Below are 23141 nucleotides of genomic sequence, written 5' to 3' on the forward strand. Positions count from 1 at the left end.
GCCATGATCAGAACGCGCTTTCGGGAATGATGATGACGTCGCCGGGCATCAGCATGACATTGGCCTTGGTATCGCCCTTGCGCAAAAGATCGCCGATGCGGACGCCATACTCGGTCTGCTTGCCCAAGGTCTTGTCAAAGCGCACCAGCCGCGCCCGGTTGCCGGCCGCATATTCGGACAGGCCGCCCACCGCGATCATCGCATCGAGCAGGGTCATGTTGGCGCGATAGGGAATCGAGGCGGGCTTTTCGGTGGCGCCGACGATGCGCACCTGCTGGCTGAACGTGCCGGCAAACTTGTTGACGATGACCGAAACGATCGGCTCTTGAATATACTGCGAAAGCTGCAGCTTGATATCCTCGGCCAGCATCGAGGGGGTCTTGCCCACCGCAGGCATGTCGGTGATCAGCGGCGTGGTGATCCGTCCATCGGGCCGCACCTGCACCGACGCGCCAAGTTCGGGGTTGCGCCATACGAAAATGGTCAACTCGTCCAGGGGACCGATCACGTATTCCTCACCCGGACCCTCTTGCAGGGCCACGAACGAGGCAGGCGGCAGTTGCGGACCGCGGGTTCCCCCAGCGCAGCCGGTAAGGATCAGCGAAAGAACAGCGGTTGCCAGGCCCGATCGCGCCAGACGGCCGCGCGCGGCGAAAGTCCGCGCGGCGTTCGGGGATGGGCCGGAATGAAACGGCATCGCACACTGTTCCTTTGTCTGGCTCGCGCCGGCCCTTGGCTTCATCCCGGCAAAGACAACCCGGCAGAGACACCGCAAAGCCCGCGACCTTCACCATCGTTCACCATCGGCTATCATGGAAAAGGGTGAAGATAGGGTTAGTCTTGTTGCGAAACGCCTTTCCGGGCAAGGCGTTTGCCAGCCAGGTCCCAATTCGGGACGCGCGAAGGTTGAAAGATTAACCTTTTACAGCGGCAGGTTTTCAGCCAGAATTTCAGTCGCAGGCCCGTGTCCCAGAAAGGCCGAAGGGCTGGCGCTTGCGCCATAGGCACCGGCGCAGAACACAGCCACGAGATCCCCCGCTTCGGCATGGGGCAGCGCGGCCCGGTCTGCCAGGCGATCGAGCGGGGTGCACAGGCAACCGACGACGCTGGCCACCTCGTTTGCCGGTGCATCCATCCGTGTCGCCAGGGCGAGCGGGTAATTGCGGCGCACCACGGTGCCGAAATTGCCGCTGGCAGCGAGTTGATGATGCAGACCGCCGTCGGTCACCAGAAAGGTTTCGCCCCGGCTCTGCTTGCGTTCGAGCACCCGCGCCAGATAGACGCCGGCTTCCCCCACCAGATAGCGCCCCAGTTCGAGCGTGAACCGCGCGCCGACAAGCACCGGTGGCAGGCAGGCAAGACGCGCATCAAGCGCGGCACCGACCGCCGCCAGATCGAGTGGCGTGTCGCCGGCGAAATAAGGAATGCCGAACCCGCCGCCCAGGTTGAGCGCCGGCAAAGCGACGCCCGCGTCCTCCGCCAGGCGGGCGGCAAGATCGAGCGTTGCCCCCTGCATCGCGATGACGGCCTGGGCATCGAGCGCCTGGCTGCCGGCAAAGACATGGAAGCCGCGCCAGTCTGCCCCTGCCGAAACGATGCGCCGCACCAGAGGCGGCACCTGTTCGGCATCGACCCCGAAAGGCCGCGCCCCGCCGCCCATCTTCATGCCCGAGCCGCGCAGATCGAAATCGGGATTGACGCGAATCGCCAGGGCGGGGCGACGGCCGGCGGCGGCCGCGATGGCGAGCGCGCGTTCCACCTGGGCGGAAGATTCGCAATGCAGCGTGACGCCGGCGGCCAGCGCTGCCGCGATTTCGCTGTCGCGCTTGCCCGGTCCGGCAAAGCCGGCACGCGCCGGATCGATGCCCTGCGCTTGCAGCAGCGCCAGTTCCCCGGCCGAAGCGATGTCGAAACCGTCGACCAGATCGTCGAGCAACGCCAGCAACGGCCCGAAGGGATTGGCTTTGACGGCATAATGCAGCCGGACCGCCGCCGGCAGCGCGGCGCGCAACTGGGCGACGCGGGCACGCACCGCCCCGCCATCATAAACGAACAGCGGCGTGCCGTGCGCCTGCGCCCAATCGCGCGCCGTGCGGCCGGCCACCAGCAGGTCTGCCCCTTGCGCGGGGAAATGCGGGGGAACAGGGCCAAGCGGTTTCATCGGCGCTGCCTTAATCCTCATCGGTCAAGGCCCGGTAAAGACCGGCCCGATCGTGCTTGCCATTGGGCGAGAGGGGCAGCGCCTCGCGCCAGTGCACCTCGCGCGGCAGCATGAAGGCCGGGAGATCGCGCCCCATCGCGGCGCACAGCGTGGCCGCATCGGCCGCGGTGCCCGGCGCGGCGCGGCAGACCAGATGGATCGCCTGGCCCAGCGCCGCATCGGGCAGACCCAGCGCCACGACATCGGCCACCAGGCCGGTGGCCCGCGCGGCTTCCTCCACCTCGTGCGGGCTGACGCGGTGGCCCGACGTCTTGATTATCGCATCGCGCCGGCCGACGAAATGCAACAGGCCCGCCGCATCGCGCCATACCCTGTCGCCAGACCACACCGCGATGCCGCCCACTCTCGAAAAGGCCGGCGCCAGACGAAAGCGTTCGGCGGTGCGTGCCGCGTCCTGCCAATAGCCTTGCGCCACCAGCGGCCCGGCATGGACCAGTTCGCCTTCCTCTCCGGGTGCGGCCTCGTGCCCGGCATCGTTCACCACCATCACTTCGGCAAAGGGGATGGCCGTGCCGATCGCGGTCGGGTGATCGTCGATCAGCGCGGGATCGAGGAACGTCGAGCGGAACGCCTCGGTCAATCCGTACATCGCAAAGAGCCGTGCCTGCGGGAACATCCCGCGCAACCGGCGGACCAGATCGGGAGTCAATGCACCGCCGCTGTTAGTAAGGCGGCGCAGGGTCTTTGCCGCACTGTCGGGCCAGGGCTTTTCCAGCAGTTGCAACCACAACGGCGGCACGGCAGCCAGGGTGGTGATGCCATGGCGCGCAACGGCGCGGACGACATCCTGCGGGACAAGGTAATCGATCGGTACGGCGCAGGCGCCCGCCATCCACGCGGACAGCAGCTGGTTCTGCCCGTAATCGAACGCAAGCGGCAGCACCGCCAGCACGCGGTCATCGGTATCGAGGCCCAGGTAATGGGCAACGCTCGCCGCGCCGAGCCACAGATTGGCCTGCGACAGCATCACCCCCTTGGGCCGGCCGGTGGACCCGCTGGTGTAGAGGATCGCGGCCAGACTGGCCGGCGCGGCAGCCGAAGGCGGCAACGGATCGAGACTGTCCAGCGCGGCAACGACGGCAGCTTCATCGTGACAGACGGCATCGGCCGGATCACCCGACTGCAGCGTTTCCAGCCGCCCGGCATTGGCCAGCAGCAGGAATGCACCGCTATCGGCCAGGATATGCGCGGCCTGGGCGCGGCGCAGCACGGGATTGATGGGAACGTGCACCAGACCCGCGCGCACCGCCGCCAGCGGCATGAGGCAGGCGATCAGCCCCTTGCCCAGCCAGCTCGCCACCCGCGCGCCGGGCACGGCCCCGGGCTGGCGCGTCAGCCATGCCGCCAACTGCCCTATACGCCGATTTAACCCCTCGTGGCTAAGCACCGCATCCTTGAGCACCAGTGCCGGCGCGCCGGCCTTGCCCCGCAGGGCAAGATGGTCCAGCGGTTGCACGGCGGGGTCGGGCTGAACGGGCACGGCACTCCTGACAGGGATCGAAACGAAGGGAGCCAGGCCCAAGCGTGGCATGCCGGGTCTATCATGCCGATCTTGCCCAAGTGCAAGAATATCCGCGCCTGGCCGCGTTGCTGGCGCGCGGCCGGGCGGCCGGGCCGTTCGATCGCCTCGACTGGTTTGCCCGGCTGGCACGCCACGCCTTTGCCGGGCAGCGTGCCTTTCTGGCCGTGGCCGAGGCCGACGATGGCGCGCTGCTGGCGCTTCCGCTCGTCGCCACGCCCCACGGCCTTTCGGCGCTCGCCAACTGGTACAGCTTCTGGGCGCGCCCGCTGACCGACGCGCCTGATCGGGCCGGCACGCTGCTGGCCGCGCTGGGGCAAGCCCTGGCGCCGTGGGGCGTGCTCGATTTCGCGCCCTTGCCCGCGCGCGAAGCGGGCTGGATGGCGCATGCCCTGCGCGCGGCGGGATGGGTGGCGACGGTGGAGCCAGCCCATGTCAACCGCCATGTGACGCTCGATGGCAAGGATTTTGCCGCCTGGTGGGCCGCCCGCCCCGGCGCCTTGCGTGCCACGGTGCGACGCAAAAGCGCGCGCGGCGCGGTGCAGTGCCGCATTGCCACCGCGTTCGATCCGGCGGACTGGGCCGCCTATGAAGCCGTCTATGCCGCAAGCTGGAAACCGGCCGAGGGCGATCCAGCCTTTCTGCGCGCTTTCGCCCAAGCCGAAAGCGCGGCGGGCGCCTTGCGGCTGGGCCTGGCCACGATCGATGGCGCGCCCGTTGCCGCGCAAGTGTGGAGCATCGAGAGCGGCACGGCTTTCATCCACAAGCTGGCCCACCGGCAGGATGCGCAGGCGGCGTCGCCCGGCACGCTGCTTTCGGCCGCGCTATTTGCCCATGCGATCGACCGGGACGGCGTGACCGCGATCGATTTCGGCACAGGCGACGATCCCTACAAGGCAGACTGGATGGACGAGGCATACACGCGCTGGCGGCTGCGCGCGCATCACCGCGCCGCGTGGCGGCACTGGCCCGGGCTGCTGCGCGGCCTGGCGCGCCGGGCTGTGGGGCGAACCCTGCTTGCCCCGCCTGGCAACGATGGTTAAGGCGCCGGAAATGCCCGCATCGATCCCCGCTTCGCTCGACGCCGAACTGCGCGCGCTGATCGCCGATGTGCTGGGACTGGCCCCGGCCCGCGCCGCCGCGTTCACCGCCCGGACCCCGCTGTTCGGCGCCCTGCCCGAACTGGATTCGATGGCCGTCGCCGGGTTGCTTACCGCGCTGGAGGATCGCTTCGGCATCATTCTCGAAGACGACGAGATCGAAGGCAGCCTGCTGGAAACCTATGGAGCGCTTTTGGCCTTCGTGGCCCGCAAGCGGGGCGATGGCTGACGTCTTGCGGCCATTGCGCTGGCCCTGCCCCGGGGGCGGGGCGGACGGCGAATGGGCCTTGGCGGGCGAGGGCCAGGCGGATCGGCGCATCCTTGTCCTGCCGCCGCTGTTCGACGAAATGAACCGCACCCGCGCCTTGCTTGCCCAAACGATGCGCCAGCTTGCGGCGGCGAGCGTCGCCGCGTTCCTGCCCGATCTGCCCGGCTGCGGCGAAAGCGTGCAGGACTTCGCCGCGCAGAGCCTCAACGCCTGGCGCGCGGCCATGGCCGCGGCGGCGCGCCATTTTGCCGCCAGCCATGTGCTGGCCTTGCGCGGCGGGGCCTTGGTCGCGCCGCCCGGGCTGCCGGGATGGGCGTTGGAGCCGCTCGACGGCGATGCCGTTCTGAAACCCTTGCTGCGCGCCGCGACCCTCGCCGCGCGGGCGCGCGGCGAAAGCACGTCCAGCGCCGCGTTGCTCGAACGCGGGCGCGATCATGGCCTGATTCTGGCCGGTTATCCGTGCGGTGCGGCACTGATCGCCGGGTTGCAGGGCGCACGCAGCCAGGCCGAAGGGCAGCGCGTGGTGGCCTTTGCGGATCTCGACGTGCCGGGGCCGGCACCCTGGCTGCGGCAGGAACCTGCGCCGGCGCCGGCACTGGCCGCGGCCCTTGCCGCACGCATTCTGGCCGAGAGCGGCGCATGAACCGCGAGATCGTCACTTTTGCGTGCGGGAATCAAACGCTGTTCGGCACGCTGGATATGGGGCAGGCCAGTGGTGCCACCGGAGTGCTGATCGTTTCGGGGGGCAACGAGATCCGCAGCGGGGCCTGGGGCGGCCAGGCCTGGCTTTCGGCGGCACTGGCCCGCCAGGGGGTGCCGGCGTTCCGCTTCGACCGGCGCGGCGTGGGCGATAGCGGAGGCGAAAACCGCGGCTTTCGCCATGCCGCGCCCGATATCGCCGCCGCGCTATCTGCCTTTCGTAGCGCGGCGCCGCCGGTAAAGCGCGTGATCGCAATGGGCAATTGCGACGCCGCCAGCGCGCTGATGCTCCATGCCGGGGCGCTGCCGGGGCTCGACGGGCTGGTTCTGGCCAATCCCTGGACGGTGGATGGCGATAATGGAACGATGGCGGTCCATTCCGCCGCCGCGCTGCGCCGCCATTACCTGCGCCGCCTGGCCGACCCGCGCCAATGGTTGCGGCTGCTGGCGGGGCGGGTGGCGCTGGGCCAGCTCGCTGGCGGATTGCGCACCGCCGCCGCGCCACAGGCATCGTCGGCCCTGGCGGAAGAGATGCGCCGCGGGATTGCCAGCCATGCCGGCAAAGTCACGATCCTGCTGGCAGAGGGCGATCGTATCGCGCAGCTTTTCCGCAGCCACTGGGGCGTGGACAGCCGGGTGATCGGCCATCCCAGCGCCAGTCATTCGTTTGCCGATGCGCGCGAATGGCTGGTAGAGCAGGTTTTGCTGGCGCTGGACTGAACCCTTGCGCGCCGTGCGCAGGCTCAAGCCCGGGCGAGTTGCGCGGTGGCGAAATCCCGTTCGGCGACGAAACGTTCGGCGTCGAGCGCAGCCATGCAGCCGGTCCCTGCCGCCGTTACCGCCTGGCGATAGGTGTGATCCATCACGTCGCCGCAGGCGAACACGCCAGGAATGGCGGTCTTGGGCGTGCCGGGCTGCACCACGATATAGCCGTTTTCGTCCAGTTCCAGCTTGCCGGCGAAAAGACCGGTGGCGGGGGCGTGGCCGATGGCAACGAAAGCGCCGTCGGTTTCCACGCGGCTGCCCTGGCCGGTTACGGTATCGACCAGTTCCACCGCCTTGAGCCCGCCAGCCAGGGGATCGCCGGCAAAAGCAGCCACGGCCTTGTTCCACAAGACGCCGATCTTGGGATGCGCATGCAGGCGCTGTTGCAGGATGCGTTCGGCGCGCAAGCTGTCGCGGCGGTGGATCAAGGTCACGTGCTCGGCGTGGTTCGTCAGGTAAAGCGCTTCTTCCACGGCGGTGTTGCCGCCGCCGATCACCACCACGTTCTTGCCGCGATAGAAAAAGCCGTCGCATGTGGCGCAGGCCGAAACGCCCTTGCCGGAAAGCAGCTGCTCGCCCGGCACGCCCAGCCACTTGGCCTGCGCGCCCGTGGCGATCACCAGGGTATCGCCTTCATAGACATCGCCGCCATCGCCCGTGGCGCGGAACGGCGGACCGGCCAGATCGATATCGGTGATCGTATCCCAGATCATCCGCGTGCCGACATGTTCGGCCTGTGCCTGCATTTCCTGCATCAGCCAAGGCCCCTGGATCACGTCGCGGAAGCCGGGATAGTTTTCGACATCGGTGGTGATCGTCAATTGTCCGCCAGGCTGCAGGCCCTGCACCACGATCGGCTCCATCCCGGCGCGCGCGCCATAGATCGCGGCGGTCAATCCGGCCGGGCCGGAACCGATGATAAGCATGCGGGTCTTGTGCGTCGCCATGGAAACTCCTTCCGATGGCGGGCGAAATAGGCGTTGGGCCGGCAAAACGCCAGCCCAAGGAAAACTTCCCGGCGGGCAAGTTCACGCCTGCTGGCGCTGTACCACCCCTTCGAGGGCGCGGCTGACGACCACGGCGGCCGGGGTCGGCTTTGGCACCAGCACGCCGCCCAGCCTGCGCACGGCTTCGTCCATCCGGTCAAGATCGCCGGTGTGCAGCACGTAAGGCACGCCGCGCTGGGCAAGAGCCCGGGCCACCGGGGCGCAGGTCTGCCCATGCGACAGCGAAACGTCGAGTATGGCGGCAACGATCTCGTCGTGCTCGGCGATAGTGAGCGCCTCGGCCAGTTCCAGCGCGGTCACCGGCACGCAACCGGCATCTTCGACCGCGAATTCAAGATCGAGCAGGATCAGCGGCTCGTCATCGAGAACCAGCACCCGGCAGCCGGACGAAGGGCAGCGTATTCCGTCGGTCATATGGCCATTCATCATACGGCATCCTCGCGCAGCGGAACGCGCAACCTTGCCCTCAATCCATCCGGGTGCCAGTCGCGCATGATGTTGCCCCTCGCCATGTGCAGCATGCGGTCGACGATACTGCCGGTGGGTGCCTGTGCCTCGCCATCGGGCGGCACGACGGCCGGCCCGCCTTCTTCGATCCAGTCGATCACGATGGTCGGCGCATCGTTGTTGCCGTTCTTGTGCCAGACCACGGTGACTTTGCCGCCATCATTGCTGAGTGCGCCATGCTTGGCCGCATTGACGGCCAGCTCGTGCAGCGACAGGCCCAGCACCGAAACCGCGGAGAAATCGCTGCGCAGCCCATTGCCTTCGAACCGGAAACGGCGGCCATCCGGGTCATAGGGCGAAAGCACCGAGCGGATGGCCTGGCCCACCTCGATCGAACCGCTCGACGCTTCGTCAAGCGTGGTCTCGTAGGCACGGCCCAAAGCCTGGATGCGATCGTTGATCTCGCGCGCTTCGCTTTCGATTCCATGCGTGCGGCCGGTGAAATTGACGATGCCGCCGATCACGGCAAACATGTTCTTCATCCGGTGCGAAAGCTCGCGCGCCAGTTCCCGGGCATGGCGCTCGTCAGCGCGCGCGGCGCGCACGTCGGAAACGTCCCACTGGCTGCCGAAGTAATAGATCAGGCGGCCCTGGGGGTCATAAATGGGGCCAAGATGCAGCGCGTTCCAGAACGTCGTGCCGTCCTTGCGGTAATTGAGCAGCTCGACGACGGCCACGTCCTGGTTGGCAATGGCCTTGCGAATCCGGGCAACGGCGGATCGATCAGTGCCGGGGCCTTGCAGAAAGCGGCAATTGCGGCCGATGATCTCGTTGTCTTCGTAGCCGGTCAGCCAGCGGAACGCACGGTTGACGAAGACGATCGGCGCATCGGGCGTGTGAGGGTCGCACAGACACACCGCCATGCGGGTCTGTGCCATGGCCTGTTCGAACAGAACGCCCGAAGCCCCGGCGAACGCATCGTCGGGGTGGCTGCGAAGAAAGCGATCTGTGCTATCGTCATAGGCACTGCCCGCCTGGCTGGCGTGCTGCGGCCCCGCTGCCTGGCCGGCACCACCCGCACTGTAGCGGGGTGCACCATATCGGACTTGGGGCCGGGCACTGTCGGGCTCTCGCGCGGAAACGGCGTCGTCCGCGCTGCCTGGTGCCTGATCTGCCCTGTCATTGGACAAACGTGTAATCCCGACCTTTTGACCCCATGGCAAAGCGCCATTGCAATGGCCGGAAAATGCGCCGTGGCTCGGGTCGGTTCCCGATCCGCGAAAAATTTTTGTCTTACCCGCCGTGCCCGTCGAACCCCTGCACCAGAAACCGGATGGCACAGCCGGCCAGCACGGCCGTGCCCACCGGCAGCGCCGCTTCATCCACCACCATGCGCGTGGAATGGATGCCGCAAGCCTGCCGCCAATCGGCATCGCGCCGTGCCACGCCCAGAAAGAACATCGCGCCCGGAATCTTTTCAAGCACATAGGAGAAATCTTCTGCGCCCATGATAGGATGGTCCAGCCGGACGAACGGCGCCGGCCCCGCCAGGTCGTTGGCCACCGCCTCTCCCAGAGCAACCGCGCGCGGATCGCAGATCGTCACTGGAAAACCCTGGTGCAACGTGATCCTGGCGGTCATTTCGTGCGCAGCAGCGACATGGGTTGCACAGGTTTCGAGCAGCCCGCGCAGCCGTGCCCGGTTATGGGTCGAGAGCGTGCGCAGCGTGCCGATCAGGCGGGCGCGATCGGCAATCACGTTGTGTGCCGTGCCAGCCTCGATCCGCGCAACCGTGGCCACCACGGGATCGGCAACGGAAAACTTGCGGGTAACCATTGCCTGGATCGCGCCGACGATCTCGCAGGCCACGGGTACCGGATCGAGCGCGTCATGCGGCATCGAGGCATGGCCGCCGCGCCCTTCCACCATGATTTCGAACTGGTCGGCCGAAGCCATCAAGGCGCCGGCACGGCCCGACACCTGGCCATGCGGCTGGTTGGGCATGACGTGCAAGGCAAAAGCGGCCTGGGGCAGCGGATCGTCGAGCAAGCCATCGTCGATCATGAAGCGGGCGCCGTGGTACCCTTCCTCGCCCGGCTGGAACATGAAGCGCACGTCGCCCGGCAGGCTGGCGGCGCGCGCCGCCAGAAGCTGCACCGCGCCGGCCAGCATCGCCACGTGGGTATCGTGTCCGCAGGCGTGCATCGCGCCGGCTATGGTGGAGGCGAAATCGAGGCCGGTTTCCTCGGTCATCGGCAAGGCATCGGTATCGCCGCGCAGCAGCACGCAGCGGCGCGGCGCGCCGGCGGCAACGGCCCCGCCCCGCAACGTGGCGACAAGCCCGGTGGTCGACGGGCCCTGCGCCCATTCCAGCGGCAGATGCGCCAGGGCGGCACGTATCTTGTCGCGCGTGGCGGGGTTGTGCAGGCCCAGCTCCGGCTCTGCATGGATGGCCCGGCGCAGCGTCACGATCTGCGGCAAAAGTGTCTGTGCTGCCTCGTTAACGCCATCGAGCAAAGCCGATCTCCCCTTTGCGACGCGCCGGTGCCGCGCCGGTGATGCGCGGGCGCGGGACCGGCTGCTTGCCGGCAACGCCGGCATCATCGCGCAGAAGCGATTGCGCTGGCAAGCACTATGAGGCAACGTGACGGTGAATGACGCTGTCGCGCCGCCCCCAATTCTGGTCCGTCCGGGGCCTGCAGACGCGTGGCGCGGCCACGCGTTATGCGATCGGCATCGGCCTCTTTGCCGTCGCGCTAGTGTTACGCCTCGCCACCGATGCGCTTTTTCCCCCGGGCTTTCCCTATCTCACGTTTTTCCCCGCGGTGATCGTGGCAACGTTCATGGCCGGCCGCGGGCCGGGCATCGTCTGCGGCATATTGAGCGGGTTTGCCGCATGGTATTTCTTCGTGCCGCCCGTTTTCAGCCTGGCCTTCAACGCTCAGGTGGCCACCGCGACGCTGTTCTATGCCGGCGTGGTGGCGGTCGATGTCGTCCTGATCGACGGCCTCGTTCGCCGCCAGCGCCAGCTTGAGGAAAACGAAGCGCGCCTGGCCGAAATGGCCGACCACCAAGCATTGCTGTTCAAGGAATTGCAGCACCGCGTGGCCAACAACCTGGCCTCGATCGCCTCGATGCTGCGGCTGCAGCGGCGCCAGATCGAACGCAATCCGGCACTGGCCCTGCAGCTGATAGACCGCGCCGACCAGCGCATCGAAATGATGGGCCGCGTCCATCGCCAGCTTTACGATCCGGCGGCGCAGAACAAGCCGCTGGCCGAGATTCTGGAACACGCCGTGGACCAGACGCGGGCCATGGCGGGTTCCGACAAAGTCGATGTCAGGCTGGTGGTGGACGACATACGCCTGGAAGTCGGGCGCCTGCTGACGCTGGTGCTGTTGCTGACCGAACTGCTGGCCAACAGTTTCAAGCATGCCTTCGCCCCGGGCGAGCCGGGCCGGATCGAAGTGCGCCTGGAACGCACGGAAAGCGACATGCTGTGCCTGACGGTAGCCGACAACGGCCGCGGCCTGCCTGCACCGCTGCCCGCCGACGAACCGGGCGCCACTGCGCCCCGGGTGCGGCGCGGGCTTGGCACGGCCATTATCGCCGGGCTGGTTTCCCAGCTTGGCGGCAGCCACCGCACGCGCAACGCCCATGTCGAAAGCTTGGGTCACCAGCGCCGCCGGGCCGGCGTGATCACGACGGTGCTGTTTCCCGCACGGATCGATCTGCCGGCCTGACCCGGCTGCGCATCGCAGCACCCCGAAGGCGCCGCCCAGCCGCTTGCCGAAGCCATCCGCGCCTTGTAGAGCGCGGGCGATTTTCGCTGTTTTGCCAAACGTTCCGTCTCGCGCAAGGACCCACAGATGGCCGCCCAATACGCCTACGTCATGAAGAACATGACGAAAACTTTCCCCGGCGCGCAAAAGCCGGTGCTCAACAACATCAATCTGCAATTCTATCAGGGCGCCAAGATCGGTATCGTCGGCCCCAACGGCGCGGGCAAGTCCACGCTGATGAAGATCATGGGCGGCATCGACAAGGACTTCACGGGCGAAGCCTGGCCGGGGGAAAACATCACCGTCGGCTATCTGCCGCAGGAGCCGCAGCTCGACCCGACCAAGACGGTGCTGGAAAACGTCAAGGACGGCGCCCGCGAAGTGGCCGACCTGGTGGACCGGTTCAACGAAATTTCCAACATCATGGCCGATCCGCCCGAAGATGCGGATTTCGACGCGCTGATGGAGGAAATGGGCGAACTGCAGGGCAAGATCGACGCGGTCGACGGCTGGACTCTGGACAACCAGCTGGAAATCGCCATGGAAGCACTGCGCTGCCCGCCCGGCGACTGGTCGGTCGAAAGCCTCTCGGGCGGTGAAAAGCGCCGTATCGCGTTGACCCGCCTGCTGATCCAGAAGCCGTCGATCCTGCTGCTCGACGAACCGACCAACCACCTCGACGCCGAAAGCGTCGAATGGCTCGAAAACCATCTCAAGGAATATGCCGGCGCGGTGCTGATGATCACCCACGACCGCTATTTCCTCGACAACGTCGTGGGCTGGATTCTCGAACTCGATCGCGGCAAGTACTTCCCTTACGAAGGCAACTATTCCACCTATCTGGAAAAGAAAGCCAAGCGCCTGGAGCAGGAGGACCGCGAGGCCACCGGCCGCCAGAAGGCGATCAACGACGAACTCGAATGGATCCGGGCCGGCACCAAGGGCCGCCAGACCAAGTCGAAATCGCGCATCAAGCGGTTCGAGGAACTGGTTGCCGGCCAGGAAAACCGCTCGCCCGGCAAAGCGCAGATCGTGATCCAGGTGCCCGAGCGGCTGGGCGGCAAAGTGATCGAGGCCAAGAACATCTCCAAGGCCTATGGCGACAAGCTGTTGTTCGAAAACCTCTCGTTCATGCTGCCCCCGGGAGGCATCGTGGGCGTGATCGGCCCCAACGGCGCGGGCAAATCCACGCTGTTCAAGCTGATCACCGGCCAGGAACAGCCTGATAGCGGGGAGATCGAGATCGGCTCCACCGTGCGCCTGGGCTATGTCGACCAGAGCCGCGATCACCTGGACCCGAGCAAGAACGTGTGGCAGGAAATTTCCGACGGGCTGGACTATATGAAAGTCAACGGGTTCGACACCTCGACCCGGGCCTACGTCGGCGCTTTCAATTTCAAGGGCCAGGATCAGCAGAAGAACGTCGGCAAGCTTTCGGGCGGCGAACGCAACCGCGTGCACATGGCCAAGATGCTGAAAACCGGCGGCAACGTTCTGCTGCTTGACGAGCCGACCAACGACCTCGACGTCGAAACGCTGGCCGCGCTCGAGGAAGCCATCGAAAACTTCGCCGGCTGCGCCGTGGTGATCAGCCACGACCGTTTCTTCCTTGATCGCCTGGCGACCCACATCCTGGCTTTCGAAGGCAACAGCCACGTCGAATGGTTCGAAGGCAACTTTGCCATGTACGAGGAAGACAAGCGCCGGCGCCTGGGCGATGCGGCCGACCGGCCTACGCGCCTGGCATACAAGAAGCTGACGCGCTGAGTAGCAACCCCACCCCTTTCCGAACGGAAGGGGGTGAGGACTGGATCGGAACGAGGCCGGCGCGACCGTCAGAATATCAGGGCGTCAGGGCGCTACCCAACCCCCTTCCCAACCCTGCGCCCTGCGCACGAAACGGGCCCGGCGCCCGCCTTGGGCATCGAGCCTCAGCCAGTCGAGCGTTTCCGGCTCGATCAGCAGGACCGCGAAAGCATCGCGCCCTGCCTCGGTCTCGGCCAGGGTCGGGCGGCGGCCCAGCAGATCGTCCGGTAGCGCGCTGCCGGGGCCGGCAAGGGGTGCTCCCGGCCCGGCCTGGGCCAGGTAGCAGCGGCGGCTGAACGGGGCGGCCGCCTCCCATGCCGCATCGGGCACCGGCCCGGTACGCGCGATTCGCGCCCGCCCGGCGAGGCGCAACTGCACCCGTGCCTGCGGGTCATAAGCCAGCACGCCGGCACGGCCGTGGGCCGCGATCGTGGCCACTTTCGGGCTGCGGGCATCGGTGTGAAACCGCACGGCAGCCAGCCCCGGCGAAACGGCTCGCAGCACCATGATGCGCATTTCCCCATCAGGCGTGCCGATCACCGGGCAATGCATCGCGGCCTGGCGATCGGTAACCGCCGCTGCCAGCCGCGCCTGGGCATCGGCGAGCACGTGTTGGAGGCTGTCCTCGACATCGGATTGATACGGCATGGGCCAGGGTATCAAGATGAACATCGGGCTATCAACCCGGTTCAGCGACGCGACAGCGGACAACATTTAGAAATATGTGCATGCGATGGTAAATCTCACGCTGTCGCCGCGATTTTTTTGAGACCCCTTTGGACGCGAGGAGACGGCCATGGCCGCCATCAGCAAATGGAAATCGACGATCGGCGTGGCGCTGGCCGTCACGACCCTGGCCACCGCGCTGCCGTCAGGTGCTTTTGCACAGGAGCGGGGCGAACGGCGTGGCGGCGAAAACCGTGGTGAAAACCGGGGGGGTGGCTTCCCTGGTGGTGGCCAGCCGCGCGGCGGCGGCTTTCCCGGCGGCGGGCAGGCGCGCCCGGTCGCCCCCCCGCCCCAGGCGCAGATCCCCGCCCCGCGCGGACCGCAACCTGGCTGGCAGGGCGGCAATCGCGGCCCGTGGCAACCGGGTTGGAATGGCAATGGCGGGCCGGGTCAGCCAGGATGGAACCGTGGCCCCGGCCAGCCCGGCTGGGGTGACAACCGTGGTCCCGGCCAACCCGGCTGGAACGGCAACCGCGGCCCCGGCCAGCCCGGCTGGGGTGACAACCGGGGTCCTGGCCAGCCCGGCTGGAATGGTAATCGCGGCCCCGGCCAACCCGGCTGGAACGGCAACCGCGGCCCCGGCCAACCCGGCTGGAGCGATAACCGTGGCCCTGGTCAGCCAGGCTGGAATGGTAACCGCGGCCCCGGCCAACCCGGCTGGAACGGCAACCGCGGCCCTGGTCAGCCAGGCTGGGGCGATAACCGCGGCCCTGGCCGGCCGGGCTGGGGCAATAATGGCTGGGGCGGCCGCCCCGGATGGGGCGACAACCGCGGCGGCTGGCGCAACGACTGGCGCCAGGATCCCAGGTTCGACTGGCGCGGGTGGCGTGCGGGTCATCGCGATCTGTTCCGTGGCCCCGGGTACTTTCCGCCCATACCGGGCTTTGGCTACAACCGCCTGAGCGCTGGCCTCTATCTTGGCGTGCCGTTCTTTGCCCAGCAGTTCTGGATCACCGATCCCTGGGCCTACCGCTTGCCGCCGGCCTATCCCCCGTTCCAGTGGGTGCGTTATTTCAACGACGTCGTGCTCGTGGATACTTACACCGGCCAGGTCGTCGACGTTATCTACAATTTCTTCTGGTAAGACGCGGCGGGCTGACCCCGTCCGGGTTGGCCGCCCCCCCCCGACAAACACGGTGCGCGCGCCCAAGCCGGCGGCGCACCGCGTTTGTGCAAAAATCAAATCGCGCCGATGGCGACCAGAATCTTGCGCATCATGGCGACGCCGTCTGCCGTCAGCCTGACGTAGCGACGGCGCAGATCGCCGCTGTCGGCCTGGCGATAAAGCACGCCCTCGCTTTCGAGCCGCGCAATCCAGCGCAGGATCGTGGTGGAAGGAACGCCCGCTTCCAGACAGACGCTGGAAACCTGCAGGTCCACGCCCTGTTTGTAGGCAATGAACAGGTCGAGCAGAATGTCCCATGCCGGCTCTCCGAACAATCCCCTGATGGGCGTTGCGCTGTCGCGACGGCGGCGCAGCGCGTAGAGGGCCTTGGCAATGCGGAAAGCTTCCGCCTCGACATCGAATACGGCATCCAAGGGAACGCGATCTCCCAGTTCAGAAACGGCATTGCTGTCGAACGGGCGCGCCAGCGTAAGAGAAACAGGGCAATTCGAATACCGTGACGTTCGCAGGGCCTGGCATTTCCGCCTCTGGTCCGATCCGCGAAACGTTTTCGAATTAACTATATCTCGCAATGCCCCCTTATCGACATTATTTCGCAAGAATTATCAATGATTTCAGTCCGAAGTGGACTAAAACCCGGATGATGAAACTTCTGCTGCGACCGGCGCGCCTGCCCGATGACGGCTTGCCGCGTCCGGGGCCTTGCTTCATGACGATCAGACTATGGTTTTGTTCCGTTCCGACCGTGATCCCGACGTTGCCGATCTCAAACGCATCGGCAACCAGGTCCGCACGCGACTCGATGCCGATCCGGCCGCTTACCGCATCCCCGTCGAAGGGTTGGAAATCTATGCCGTAGGCGAATTCTTCACCCGCGCGGAATGCGAACGGCTGATCGGCGTGGTCGACGCGGTGGCGCGGCCATCGGACAGTTACAGCAACGACGGCGGCCGCACGAGCTATAGCGGCGACGTCGATCCCCGCGATCCCTTCATCCGTATGCTGCAACGGCGGATAGACGATCTGGTGGGCATCGATCCCCGCTTTGGCGAAACCATTCAGGGCCAGCGTTACCAGCCGGGCCAGGAGTTCAAGGCGCATTTCGATCATTTCCGCCCTTCCGACCCGATGTGGGCCGAGGAAATGCGCAACGGCGGCCAGCGCAGCTGGACGGCGATGGCCTATCTCAACGCGGTCGACGACGGCGGCTCCACCGATTTCCCGAAAGTGCACCTGTCCGTTCCGCCGCAGCAGGGCGCCCTGCTGATCTGGAACAACATGACGGCCGAGGGCCGGCCCAATCCCAACAGCCTGCATGCCGGCCGCCCGGTAATCGCGGGCGTGAAGTATGTATTGACCAAGTGGTATCGGTCACGCCCATGGAATTGACAGCGGCGGTACGCCTGGCCTGTCTGCTTTGCCTTGCACTGCTTGCCACCCCGGCCCTTGCCAGGGCCGACGCCGTCGAGCCGTCTCCGGCACGCGCGCAAGAGGCTTCGCCGGCCGCGAATGCCATGCTCGACACGCTGCTGGCGCAAGACGATGCCGCGCGCCGCGCGCTCGACCCGATCGATGCCCTGGAACGGGGCGAGCCAGTGAGCGGCAGCCAGTTCCGCCTGGTTCTCGATCCGGCGCTGTTGACCATGCAGCGCCAGCGCAACGCCGCGGCGCGCGACGCGCTGGCGCGGATCGATCGCCGCGCGCTTGACGCGCCGCATCGTATCTCTGCCCAGGCCTATGCGGCGCTTCTCGACGACGAAAGCACGATGCTGTCGCCGGCGGTGGCAGACATGCTGGCGATGATGCCGCTCAATCCGGTGGGCGGCCTGCAGGTCGAATATCCCGGCCTCGCCTCGGCAGGTGGCCCTGCCCCTCTGGAAACCGCGGCCGATCATGCCGCCAACCTGGCGCGCGACCGCGCCCTGCCGCATGTCTTTGCCCAGGCCATGGCCGGTTATCGTCGGGGCCTGGCGCGTGGCATCACCAGCCCCCGCCCGGTTGTCGAAACGCTGATCCGGCAGATCGACGCGCTGCTGGCCCGGCCACCCGAACGATCGTTGTTCATGAGCCCGGCCGAACAGCCGGGCGACACGGCGCCGGCCAGCCGCCTCGCGCGCAAATCCGCCCTGCTGGCGCGCAGCCGCCTGCGCGCCGAATATCGTGCCGCCACGGTGGAAGCGGTCTATCCCGCCTATCGCGCCCTGCGCGCGTTCCTGGCCAACGAATATCTGCCCGCCGCCCGCACCAGCGTGGGGCTCGGCGCGCTGCCGGGCGGCACGGCGCTCTATCGCGCGCTGCTGCGTCATCACACCACGCTCGATCTCGATCCCGCGCACGTCCATGCGCTGGGCCTGTCGGAAGTGGCGCGCATCCAGCGAGACATGGAGGCGGTCAAAACCCGGCTGGGCTTCGCCGGCCCGTTGCGCACGTTCTTCGACACGCTCCGGATCGACCCGCGCTATCACCCGCGCACGGCCGAAGACCTTGCCGCCGGTTATCGGCAGGTCGCGCAAATCGTATCGGCACAGGCCCCGCGCTTCTTCGTTTCCCTACCGCGGACGCCGCTGACGATCGTGCCGCACCCGGCCTATCGCGCGCGGTTCGAGGCAGGCGGCAGCTACAGCCCCGGCACGGCCGACGGAACGCGGCCCGGCGTTTTCTATTTCAACACGTTCGATCTCAAAAGCCGGTTCCTGACCGGCGTTGCCACGCTCTATCTGCACGAAGGCGCCCCGGGGCATCATTTCCAGATCAGCCTGGCCCAGGAGAATGCGAGCCTGCCCGATTTCCAGCGTTATGGCGGCAACACCGCCTATGTGGAAGGCTGGGCCCTCTATGCCGAAACGCTGGGCTATCCCATGGGCATCTATGCCGATCCGATGCAGCATTGGGGCACGCTGGACGACGAGATGCTGCGCGCGATGCGTCTGGTGGTCGATACCGGCCTGCATAGCCAGGGGTGGACCCGCGCGCAGGCGCTGGACTATATGCTGTCCAATTCGGGCATGGGGCGCAGCGACGCCCAGGCCGAAGTGGATCGCTACATCGCCGATCCCGGCCAGGCGGTGGCTTACAAGATCGGCGCCCTGACTATCCAGCGCCTGCGCGACGAAGCGCAAACCCGCCTCGGCCCGCGCTTCGATCTGCGCGCGTTCCATGCCCAGGTGCTGGGCAGCGGCGCGCTGCCCCTGCCGGTGCTGGACGCCAAGGTGCACGGCTGGATCGCGGAACAGACGGCGCGGTAGTGGGCGCAGAGGGCGACTTCGGAAACGCAGATCACGGTCCCTTCGCGTTTCGATGGCGCATTTCAAGTCGCATCAATCGCGCGCGCGGCCCGTCGGGTTCCACCTCGATTTTACATAAACTTTATGGGCAAGCTCGGCTTCCCCATGGAATCTTTATGCCAAGCTGTCGCACCTGAACTCCAGCAATTGTCGTGCTGGAGCCCCCCCATGTCGTGGTACCCTGATCGGTTCGGCCTGAAGAGACACCCCTGGGTGGCGGGCTTCGCCTGCCGAACCCTTGGCTTTGTGCTTCTTGGGCTATGCACGAAGCTCGCACTGCTGGTGCACGTTCTGATAGCAACGCCGCGCCCGCATCCGGTCAGCGCTGTGGCGTTCCTTGTCTGTCTGGCAAGCGTCGTCCTTCTTGCGTGCGGCCTTGCCCTCACGCTCGAAGGCGCTGGCCTGTTGCGCCACGAACCCATCCCTCCCCGCAGCTTCCGGCACTGAAGGACGCCATGATGCCCGACCTCTTGTGGCTAGCCCTGCTGGGTGCGCTGTTTCTCGTAACCCTGGCTTTCGTTCGCCTTTGTGAGAAAGCCTGAGGAGACTTTGATGACGCTGTCCCTGGCACTCGCCGGCCTGACCGGCGCGCTTCTGCTTGTCTACCTTCTCGTCGTTCTCATGCGGCCGGAGCGGTTCTGAAGGACTTTCATGATGACCATCGCAGGCTGGACCCTGATCGTTCTCTTCACTGCTGTGACCGTTGCCCTGGCAAAACCGGTCGGCAGCTACCTGTTTGCCCTTTACGAAGGACGAGCGACGTTTGCGCATCGCATGCTTGGCCCGGTAGAGCGCGGCTTCTACCGCCTTGCCGGCATAAGGCCCGACGCCGAACAGACGTGGCGCGGTTATGCCTTGCACATGCTGCTTTTCCAGCTCGTTCTGACGGTGCTCACCTATGCGCTGCTGCGGCTGCAGGCGGTATTGCCGCTCAATCCACGCGGGCTGACCGGTCTGAGCAGCGATGGCGCGATGAACACGGCCGTCGCCTTCGTCACCAACACCAACTGGCAATGGTATGCCGGCGAAAGCACGCTCAGCAACTTCAGCCAGATGATGGCGCTTGCCATTCACAATTTCCTGTCTGCCGCAACCGGCATCGCCATTGCCTTCGCGCTGTTTCGCGGCTTTGCCCGGCGTGAAGCTGCCACGATCGGGAATTTCTGGGCGGACTGCACCCGCATCACGCTCTATCTGCTGCTTCCCGCCTGCGTGGTCTATGCCTTGTTCCTTACGGCGAGCGGCGTGCCGCAGACCCTTGCATCCAGCATCGATCTGACCACGCTCGAGGGTGTCAGACAGACGCTGGTGCTCGGCCCCGTGGCGAGCCAGGAAGCGATCAAGATGCTCGGCACCAACGGAGGCGGCTTCTTCAATGCCAACAGCGCGCATCCGTTCGAGAACCCTACCGCGCTCACCAACCTGGTCCAGATGCTGTCGATCTTCGCGATCGGGTCGGGCCTCACCTGGTGTTTCGGCAAGGCTGTCGGCAACACCCGCCAGGGCTGGGCGATTCTCGCGGCCATGATGGTCCTCTTTCTTGCCGGCGCAGGCATCACCTACTGGCAGGAGGCGGCGGGCAACCCCGTGCTGCATCACCTCGGCGTCGCCGGCGGCAACATGGAAGGCAAGGACGTTCGCTTCGGCATTGCGGCCAGCGCCCTGTTCGCGGTGGTGACCACTGCCGCCTCGTGCGGCGCGGTGAACGCCATGCATGACAGCTTCACCGCTTTGGGCGGCCTTATTCCCCTATTCAACATTCAGCTTGGCGAGATCGTCGTCGGTGGCGTCGGCGCAGGCATCTACGGCTTCCTGCTGTTCGCGATGCTGGCGGTCTTCGTTGCCGGCCTCATGGTCGGCCGCACGCCGGAGTACGTCGGCAAGAAGATCGAAGCCCGCGAAGTCAAGCTCGCCGTACTGGCAATCGCGGTGCTGCCTTTGTGCATTCTCGGCTTCACCGCGCTGAGTGCAGTCCTGCCGTCGGGCCTCGCAGGCCCCCTGAACAAGGGTCCGCACGGCTTTACCGAAATCCTCTATGCCTTCTCCTCCGGCACGGGAAACAACGGTTCGGCATTTGCCGGCCTTACCGCGGGGACGCCCTGGTACAACGGCCTGCTGACGGTGGCGATGTGGATCGGCCGGTTTTTCATGATCGTGCCTGCGCTGGCCATCGCCGGCAGCCTTGCCGGCAAGCGGTACACGCCGGAAACCGCCGGCTCGTTTCCGACGACGGGACCACTGTGGATCGGCCTTCTGGTCGGCATCATCCTGATCGTCGGCGGCCTGACGTTCCTGCCCAGTCTCGTGCTCGGCCCGGTCGCGGACCACTTCGCCACGATCTCGGGCCAGCTGTTCTGAGGAAAGTTTCCATGACAACCGCATCTTCGATGTTTTCAGCCAGCCTGGTCGCGCCCGCCGCGCGCGAAGCGTTCGCCAAGCTGAGCCCGCGTGAACTCGTGCGCAATCCGGTGCTGTTCACGACGGCGGTGGTCGCATTGCTCCTGACCGTGCTGCTGGTCATCGGCGACGAGCCGCTGCCTTTCGGCTTCCAGGCGCAACTGATCGTATGGCTGTGGCTTACCGTGCTGTTCGGCACCTTTGCCGAAGCCCTCGCCGAAGGACGCGGACGGGCCCAGGCCGCCTCGCTGCACGCGACCAAGAGCGACCTCGTCGCCCGCCTGCCCGATGGCCGCACCGTTGCGGCCTCGCATCTGCGACGCGGCGATGAAGTGCTGGTCGAAACGGGCGATCTCATTCCTGCCGATGGCGAAGTCATCGCCGGCGTTGCATCGGTCAACGAAGCGGCGATCACGGGCGAGAGCGCTCCGGTCATCCGCGAGGCGGGCGGCGATCGCTCGGCCGTCACCGCCGGAACGCGGGTTATCTCCGACTGGATTCGCGTTCGCGTCACCCAGGAGCCGGGCCGGGGCTTTCTCGACCGGATGATCGCCCTGGTCGAAGGGGCTGAGCGGCAGAAGACGCCGAACGAGATCGCGCTGACGATCCTGCTGGTCGGTCTGACGATCATCTTCCTGATTGCCGTCGCAACGATTCCCGCTTTTGCGAGCTATGCCGGCGGTGCGATTCCGGTGGCGGTCCTTGCCGCACTGCTGATCACGCTCATTCCCACGACGATCGCCGCGCTGCTTTCGGCGATCGGCATTGCCGGCATGGATCGGCTCGTGCGTTTCAACGTGCTGGCGAAGTCGGGTCGTGCGGTCGAAGCCGCCGGTGACGTCGACGTTCTCCTGCTCGACAAGACCGGCACGATCACGATCGGCGATCGCCAGGCGGCGGAATTCCGGCCGGTGAACGATGTTCAGGCGATTACGCTTGCCGAATCGGCACTGCTTGCCAGTCTCGCTGACGAGACGCCCGAAGGACGCTCCATCGTGGTGCTCGCGCGCGAACGGTTTGGGATCGCCATGGCCGGGCTTCCCGAAGACGCCGAAGTCATACCCTTCACGGCGCAGACCCGTCTCTCCGGCCTTCGGACACGGCAGGACCTGGTGCAGAAAGGCGCGGTCGACGCTATCCTTCGTGCAAACCCCGAAGCCGCGGGGAGCGCTTCGGCAGCTGAACTAAGGCGCATTTCCGAAGACATCGCGCGTTCGGGCCAGACGCCTCTTGCCGTCGCGCTCAATGGCAGATTGCTTGGCGTCATCGCGCTCAAGGACGTGATCAAGGCCGGGGTGCGGGAGCGGTTTGCCGAACTGCGCCGCATGGGCATCCGGACCGTGATGATCACCGGCGACAATCCGCTCACCGCCGCGGCGATCGCGGCCGAGGCCGGCGTCGATGACTTCCTTGCGGAAGCCACCCCTGAAGACAAGCTCGCGCTCATCCGCAAGGAACAGCAGGGCGGCAAGCTGGTGGCGATGTGCGGCGACGGCACCAACGACGCACCGGCGCTTGCCCAGGCCGATGTCGGCGTTGCGATGAACACGGGCACGCAGGCGGCGCGGGAGGCGGGCAATATGGTCGACCTCGACAGCGACCCGACGAAGCTGATCGAGATCGTGGGTCTCGGCAAGCAGTTGCTGATGACCCGCGGGGCACTGACGACTTTCTCGGTCGCGAACGACGTTGCCAAATACTTTGCCATTATTCCGGCGATGTTCGTGGCCCTCTATCCCGGCCTCGGCAAGCTGAACGTGATGGGCCTTGCGTCGCCGGAAAGCGCGATCCTTTCGGCGATCATCTTCAACGCCCTGATCATTCCCGCGCTGGTGCCGCTTGCCTTGCGCGGGGTGACCTACCGCCCGATGGCAGCGGGACCGCTGCTCGCGCGCAATCTTGCGATCTATGGCCTCGGGGGCCTTGTCGCTCCCTTTGCCGGCATCAAGGCGATCGACCTCGTGATCACCGGCCTCCACCTCGCCTGAGGATAA

General features: G+C 66.4%; 21 protein-coding genes. 12 read left to right on the forward strand and 9 right to left on the reverse strand.

Annotated elements, in window-relative coordinates:
- Positions 1 to 7 precede the first annotated feature (7 nt).
- The 3 genes from AC3EDY_RS09995 to AC3EDY_RS10005 form a co-directional block, all read right to left on the reverse strand.
- Complete coding sequence (locus AC3EDY_RS09995) at positions 8 to 697, reverse strand: XrtA/PEP-CTERM system exopolysaccharide export protein (protein WP_488572346.1); 690 nt, start codon at positions 695 to 697, stop codon at positions 8 to 10.
- A 225-nt stretch (positions 698 to 922) separates the two neighbouring features.
- Positions 923 to 2161, reverse strand: a complete 1239-nt coding sequence (locus AC3EDY_RS10000; RefSeq protein WP_488572347.1) for a pyridoxal-dependent decarboxylase, exosortase A system-associated — start codon at positions 2159 to 2161, stop codon at positions 923 to 925.
- A 10-nt stretch (positions 2162 to 2171) separates the two neighbouring features.
- Entirely contained in the window at positions 2172 to 3752 is a 1581-nt protein-coding gene (locus AC3EDY_RS10005; protein ID WP_488572348.1) for an acyl-CoA ligase (AMP-forming), exosortase A system-associated, read from the reverse strand.
- A gap of 29 nt (positions 3753 to 3781) precedes the next feature.
- On the opposite strand from AC3EDY_RS10005, the gene AC3EDY_RS10010 reads away from it, so the two are divergent.
- The 4 genes from AC3EDY_RS10010 to AC3EDY_RS10025 are packed head-to-tail and all read left to right on the forward strand — an operon-like array spanning position 3782 to position 6527.
- Positions 3782 to 4783, forward strand: a complete 1002-nt coding sequence (locus tag AC3EDY_RS10010; RefSeq protein ID WP_488572349.1) for a GNAT family N-acetyltransferase — start codon at positions 3782 to 3784, stop codon at positions 4781 to 4783.
- A gap of 10 nt (positions 4784 to 4793) precedes the next feature.
- Positions 4794 to 5069: an acyl carrier protein gene (locus tag AC3EDY_RS10015; RefSeq protein ID WP_488572350.1), complete on the forward strand. Its 276-nt coding sequence runs from the start codon at positions 4794 to 4796 to the stop codon at positions 5067 to 5069.
- The gene (locus tag AC3EDY_RS10020; protein ID WP_488572351.1) at positions 5062 to 5751 is read left to right on the forward strand and encodes a hypothetical protein; all 690 of its coding nucleotides are present in this window, start codon (positions 5062 to 5064) and stop codon (positions 5749 to 5751) included. The genes AC3EDY_RS10015 and AC3EDY_RS10020 overlap by 8 nt, the downstream gene beginning before the upstream one ends.
- On the forward strand, positions 5748 to 6527 hold the full coding sequence (locus AC3EDY_RS10025) for a hydrolase 1, exosortase A system-associated (RefSeq protein WP_488572352.1): 780 nt from the start codon (positions 5748 to 5750) through the stop codon (positions 6525 to 6527). The genes AC3EDY_RS10020 and AC3EDY_RS10025 overlap by 4 nt, the downstream gene beginning before the upstream one ends.
- Before the next feature lie 23 nt (positions 6528 to 6550).
- On the opposite strand, the gene trxB is transcribed toward AC3EDY_RS10025, so the two are convergent.
- From trxB to AC3EDY_RS10045, 4 genes are all read right to left on the reverse strand, one after another.
- Positions 6551 to 7519: a thioredoxin-disulfide reductase gene (trxB, locus tag AC3EDY_RS10030; protein ID WP_488572353.1), complete on the reverse strand. Its 969-nt coding sequence runs from the start codon at positions 7517 to 7519 to the stop codon at positions 6551 to 6553.
- A gap of 81 nt (positions 7520 to 7600) precedes the next feature.
- Complete coding sequence (locus AC3EDY_RS10035) at positions 7601 to 7993, reverse strand: response regulator (protein ID WP_488572354.1); 393 nt, start codon at positions 7991 to 7993, stop codon at positions 7601 to 7603.
- An 11-nt stretch (positions 7994 to 8004) separates the two neighbouring features.
- Complete coding sequence (locus AC3EDY_RS10040; protein ID WP_488572355.1) at positions 8005 to 9216, reverse strand: PAS domain-containing protein; 1212 nt, start codon at positions 9214 to 9216, stop codon at positions 8005 to 8007.
- 103 nt (positions 9217 to 9319) lie between these two features.
- Entirely contained in the window at positions 9320 to 10543 is a 1224-nt protein-coding gene (locus tag AC3EDY_RS10045; RefSeq protein WP_488572356.1) for a M20 metallopeptidase family protein, read from the reverse strand.
- A gap of 137 nt (positions 10544 to 10680) precedes the next feature.
- On the opposite strand from AC3EDY_RS10045, the gene AC3EDY_RS10050 reads away from it, so the two are divergent.
- Entirely contained in the window at positions 10681 to 11769 is a 1089-nt protein-coding gene (locus tag AC3EDY_RS10050; protein WP_488572357.1) for a sensor histidine kinase, read from the forward strand.
- Positions 11770 to 11895: 126 nt separating this feature from the next.
- Positions 11896 to 13575, forward strand: a complete 1680-nt coding sequence (gene ettA / locus AC3EDY_RS10055; RefSeq protein ID WP_488572358.1) for an energy-dependent translational throttle protein EttA — start codon at positions 11896 to 11898, stop codon at positions 13573 to 13575.
- An 84-nt stretch (positions 13576 to 13659) separates the two neighbouring features.
- On the opposite strand, the gene AC3EDY_RS10060 is transcribed toward ettA, so the two are convergent.
- Positions 13660 to 14262, reverse strand: a complete 603-nt coding sequence (locus AC3EDY_RS10060) for a flavin-binding protein (RefSeq protein ID WP_488572359.1) — start codon at positions 14260 to 14262, stop codon at positions 13660 to 13662.
- Positions 14263 to 14410: 148 nt separating this feature from the next.
- Here AC3EDY_RS10060 and AC3EDY_RS10065 point away from each other — a divergent pair, with 148 nt between their 5' ends.
- On the forward strand, positions 14411 to 15424 hold the full coding sequence (locus AC3EDY_RS10065; RefSeq protein ID WP_488572360.1) for an RcnB family protein: 1014 nt from the start codon (positions 14411 to 14413) through the stop codon (positions 15422 to 15424).
- Positions 15425 to 15519: 95 nt separating this feature from the next.
- Here the strand turns inward: AC3EDY_RS10065 and AC3EDY_RS10070 are convergent, their stop codons facing one another.
- Positions 15520 to 15879 carry a winged helix DNA-binding protein gene (locus AC3EDY_RS10070; protein ID WP_488572361.1) on the reverse strand — a complete coding sequence of 120 codons (360 nt, stop codon included), beginning with the start codon at positions 15877 to 15879 and terminating at the stop codon, positions 15520 to 15522.
- 310 nt (positions 15880 to 16189) lie between these two features.
- Between AC3EDY_RS10070 and AC3EDY_RS10075 the strand changes: the two genes are divergently transcribed.
- The 5 genes from AC3EDY_RS10075 to kdpB all read left to right on the forward strand — a co-directional run bounded on the left by AC3EDY_RS10075 (position 16190) and on the right by kdpB (position 23135).
- On the forward strand, positions 16190 to 16855 hold the full coding sequence (locus AC3EDY_RS10075) for a prolyl hydroxylase family protein (RefSeq protein ID WP_488572362.1): 666 nt from the start codon (positions 16190 to 16192) through the stop codon (positions 16853 to 16855).
- Positions 16846 to 18711 carry a DUF885 domain-containing protein gene (locus AC3EDY_RS10080; protein ID WP_488572363.1) on the forward strand — a complete coding sequence of 622 codons (1866 nt, stop codon included), beginning with the start codon at positions 16846 to 16848 and terminating at the stop codon, positions 18709 to 18711. The genes AC3EDY_RS10075 and AC3EDY_RS10080 overlap by 10 nt, the downstream gene beginning before the upstream one ends.
- 591 nt (positions 18712 to 19302) lie before the next feature.
- On the forward strand, positions 19303 to 19392 hold the full coding sequence (locus tag AC3EDY_RS10085; protein ID WP_488572364.1) for a potassium-transporting ATPase subunit F: 90 nt from the start codon (positions 19303 to 19305) through the stop codon (positions 19390 to 19392).
- Between the two features lie 12 nt (positions 19393 to 19404).
- Positions 19405 to 21108: a potassium-transporting ATPase subunit KdpA gene (gene kdpA / locus AC3EDY_RS10090; RefSeq protein WP_488572525.1), complete on the forward strand. Its 1704-nt coding sequence runs from the start codon at positions 19405 to 19407 to the stop codon at positions 21106 to 21108.
- Between the two features lie 11 nt (positions 21109 to 21119).
- Positions 21120 to 23135, forward strand: coding sequence for a potassium-transporting ATPase subunit KdpB (gene kdpB / locus AC3EDY_RS10095; RefSeq protein ID WP_488572365.1), 2016 nt, complete (start codon positions 21120 to 21122; stop codon positions 23133 to 23135).
- The last annotated feature ends 6 nt before the right edge of the window (positions 23136 to 23141 follow it).

The organism is Novosphingobium sp. DS6-6 (genome assembly GCF_057784975.1).

Bases quoted from the DNA above. Each gene is read 5' to 3' on its own strand.
- ettA (WP_488572358.1), top strand. From the start codon at position 11,896: ATGGCCGCCCAATACGCCTACGTCATGAAGAACATGACGAAAACTTTC.
- AC3EDY_RS10075 (WP_488572362.1), top strand. From the start codon at position 16,190: ATGGTTTTGTTCCGTTCCGACCGTGATCCCGACGTTGCCGATCTCAAA.
- AC3EDY_RS10065 (WP_488572360.1), top strand. From the start codon at position 14,411: ATGGCCGCCATCAGCAAATGGAAATCGACGATCGGCGTGGCGCTGGCC.
- AC3EDY_RS10015 (WP_488572350.1), top strand. From the start codon at position 4,794: ATGCCCGCATCGATCCCCGCTTCGCTCGACGCCGAACTGCGCGCGCTG.
- AC3EDY_RS09995 (WP_488572346.1), bottom strand. From the start codon at position 697: ATGCCGTTTCATTCCGGCCCATCCCCGAACGCCGCGCGGACTTTCGCC.
- kdpB (WP_488572365.1), top strand. From the start codon at position 21,120: ATGACAACCGCATCTTCGATGTTTTCAGCCAGCCTGGTCGCGCCCGCC.
- AC3EDY_RS10085 (WP_488572364.1), top strand. From the start codon at position 19,303: ATGACGCTGTCCCTGGCACTCGCCGGCCTGACCGGCGCGCTTCTGCTT.
- AC3EDY_RS10050 (WP_488572357.1), top strand. From the start codon at position 10,681: ATGACGCTGTCGCGCCGCCCCCAATTCTGGTCCGTCCGGGGCCTGCAG.
- AC3EDY_RS10025 (WP_488572352.1), top strand. From the start codon at position 5,748: ATGAACCGCGAGATCGTCACTTTTGCGTGCGGGAATCAAACGCTGTTC.
- AC3EDY_RS10000 (WP_488572347.1), bottom strand. From the start codon at position 2,161: ATGAAACCGCTTGGCCCTGTTCCCCCGCATTTCCCCGCGCAAGGGGCA.
- AC3EDY_RS10005 (WP_488572348.1), bottom strand. From the start codon at position 3,752: ATGCCACGCTTGGGCCTGGCTCCCTTCGTTTCGATCCCTGTCAGGAGT.
- AC3EDY_RS10020 (WP_488572351.1), top strand. From the start codon at position 5,062: ATGGCTGACGTCTTGCGGCCATTGCGCTGGCCCTGCCCCGGGGGCGGG.
- AC3EDY_RS10080 (WP_488572363.1), top strand. From the start codon at position 16,846: ATGGAATTGACAGCGGCGGTACGCCTGGCCTGTCTGCTTTGCCTTGCA.
- AC3EDY_RS10035 (WP_488572354.1), bottom strand. From the start codon at position 7,993: ATGACCGACGGAATACGCTGCCCTTCGTCCGGCTGCCGGGTGCTGGTT.
- kdpA (WP_488572525.1), top strand. From the start codon at position 19,405: ATGACCATCGCAGGCTGGACCCTGATCGTTCTCTTCACTGCTGTGACC.
- AC3EDY_RS10060 (WP_488572359.1), bottom strand. From the start codon at position 14,262: ATGCCGTATCAATCCGATGTCGAGGACAGCCTCCAACACGTGCTCGCC.
- trxB (WP_488572353.1), bottom strand. From the start codon at position 7,519: ATGGCGACGCACAAGACCCGCATGCTTATCATCGGTTCCGGCCCGGCC.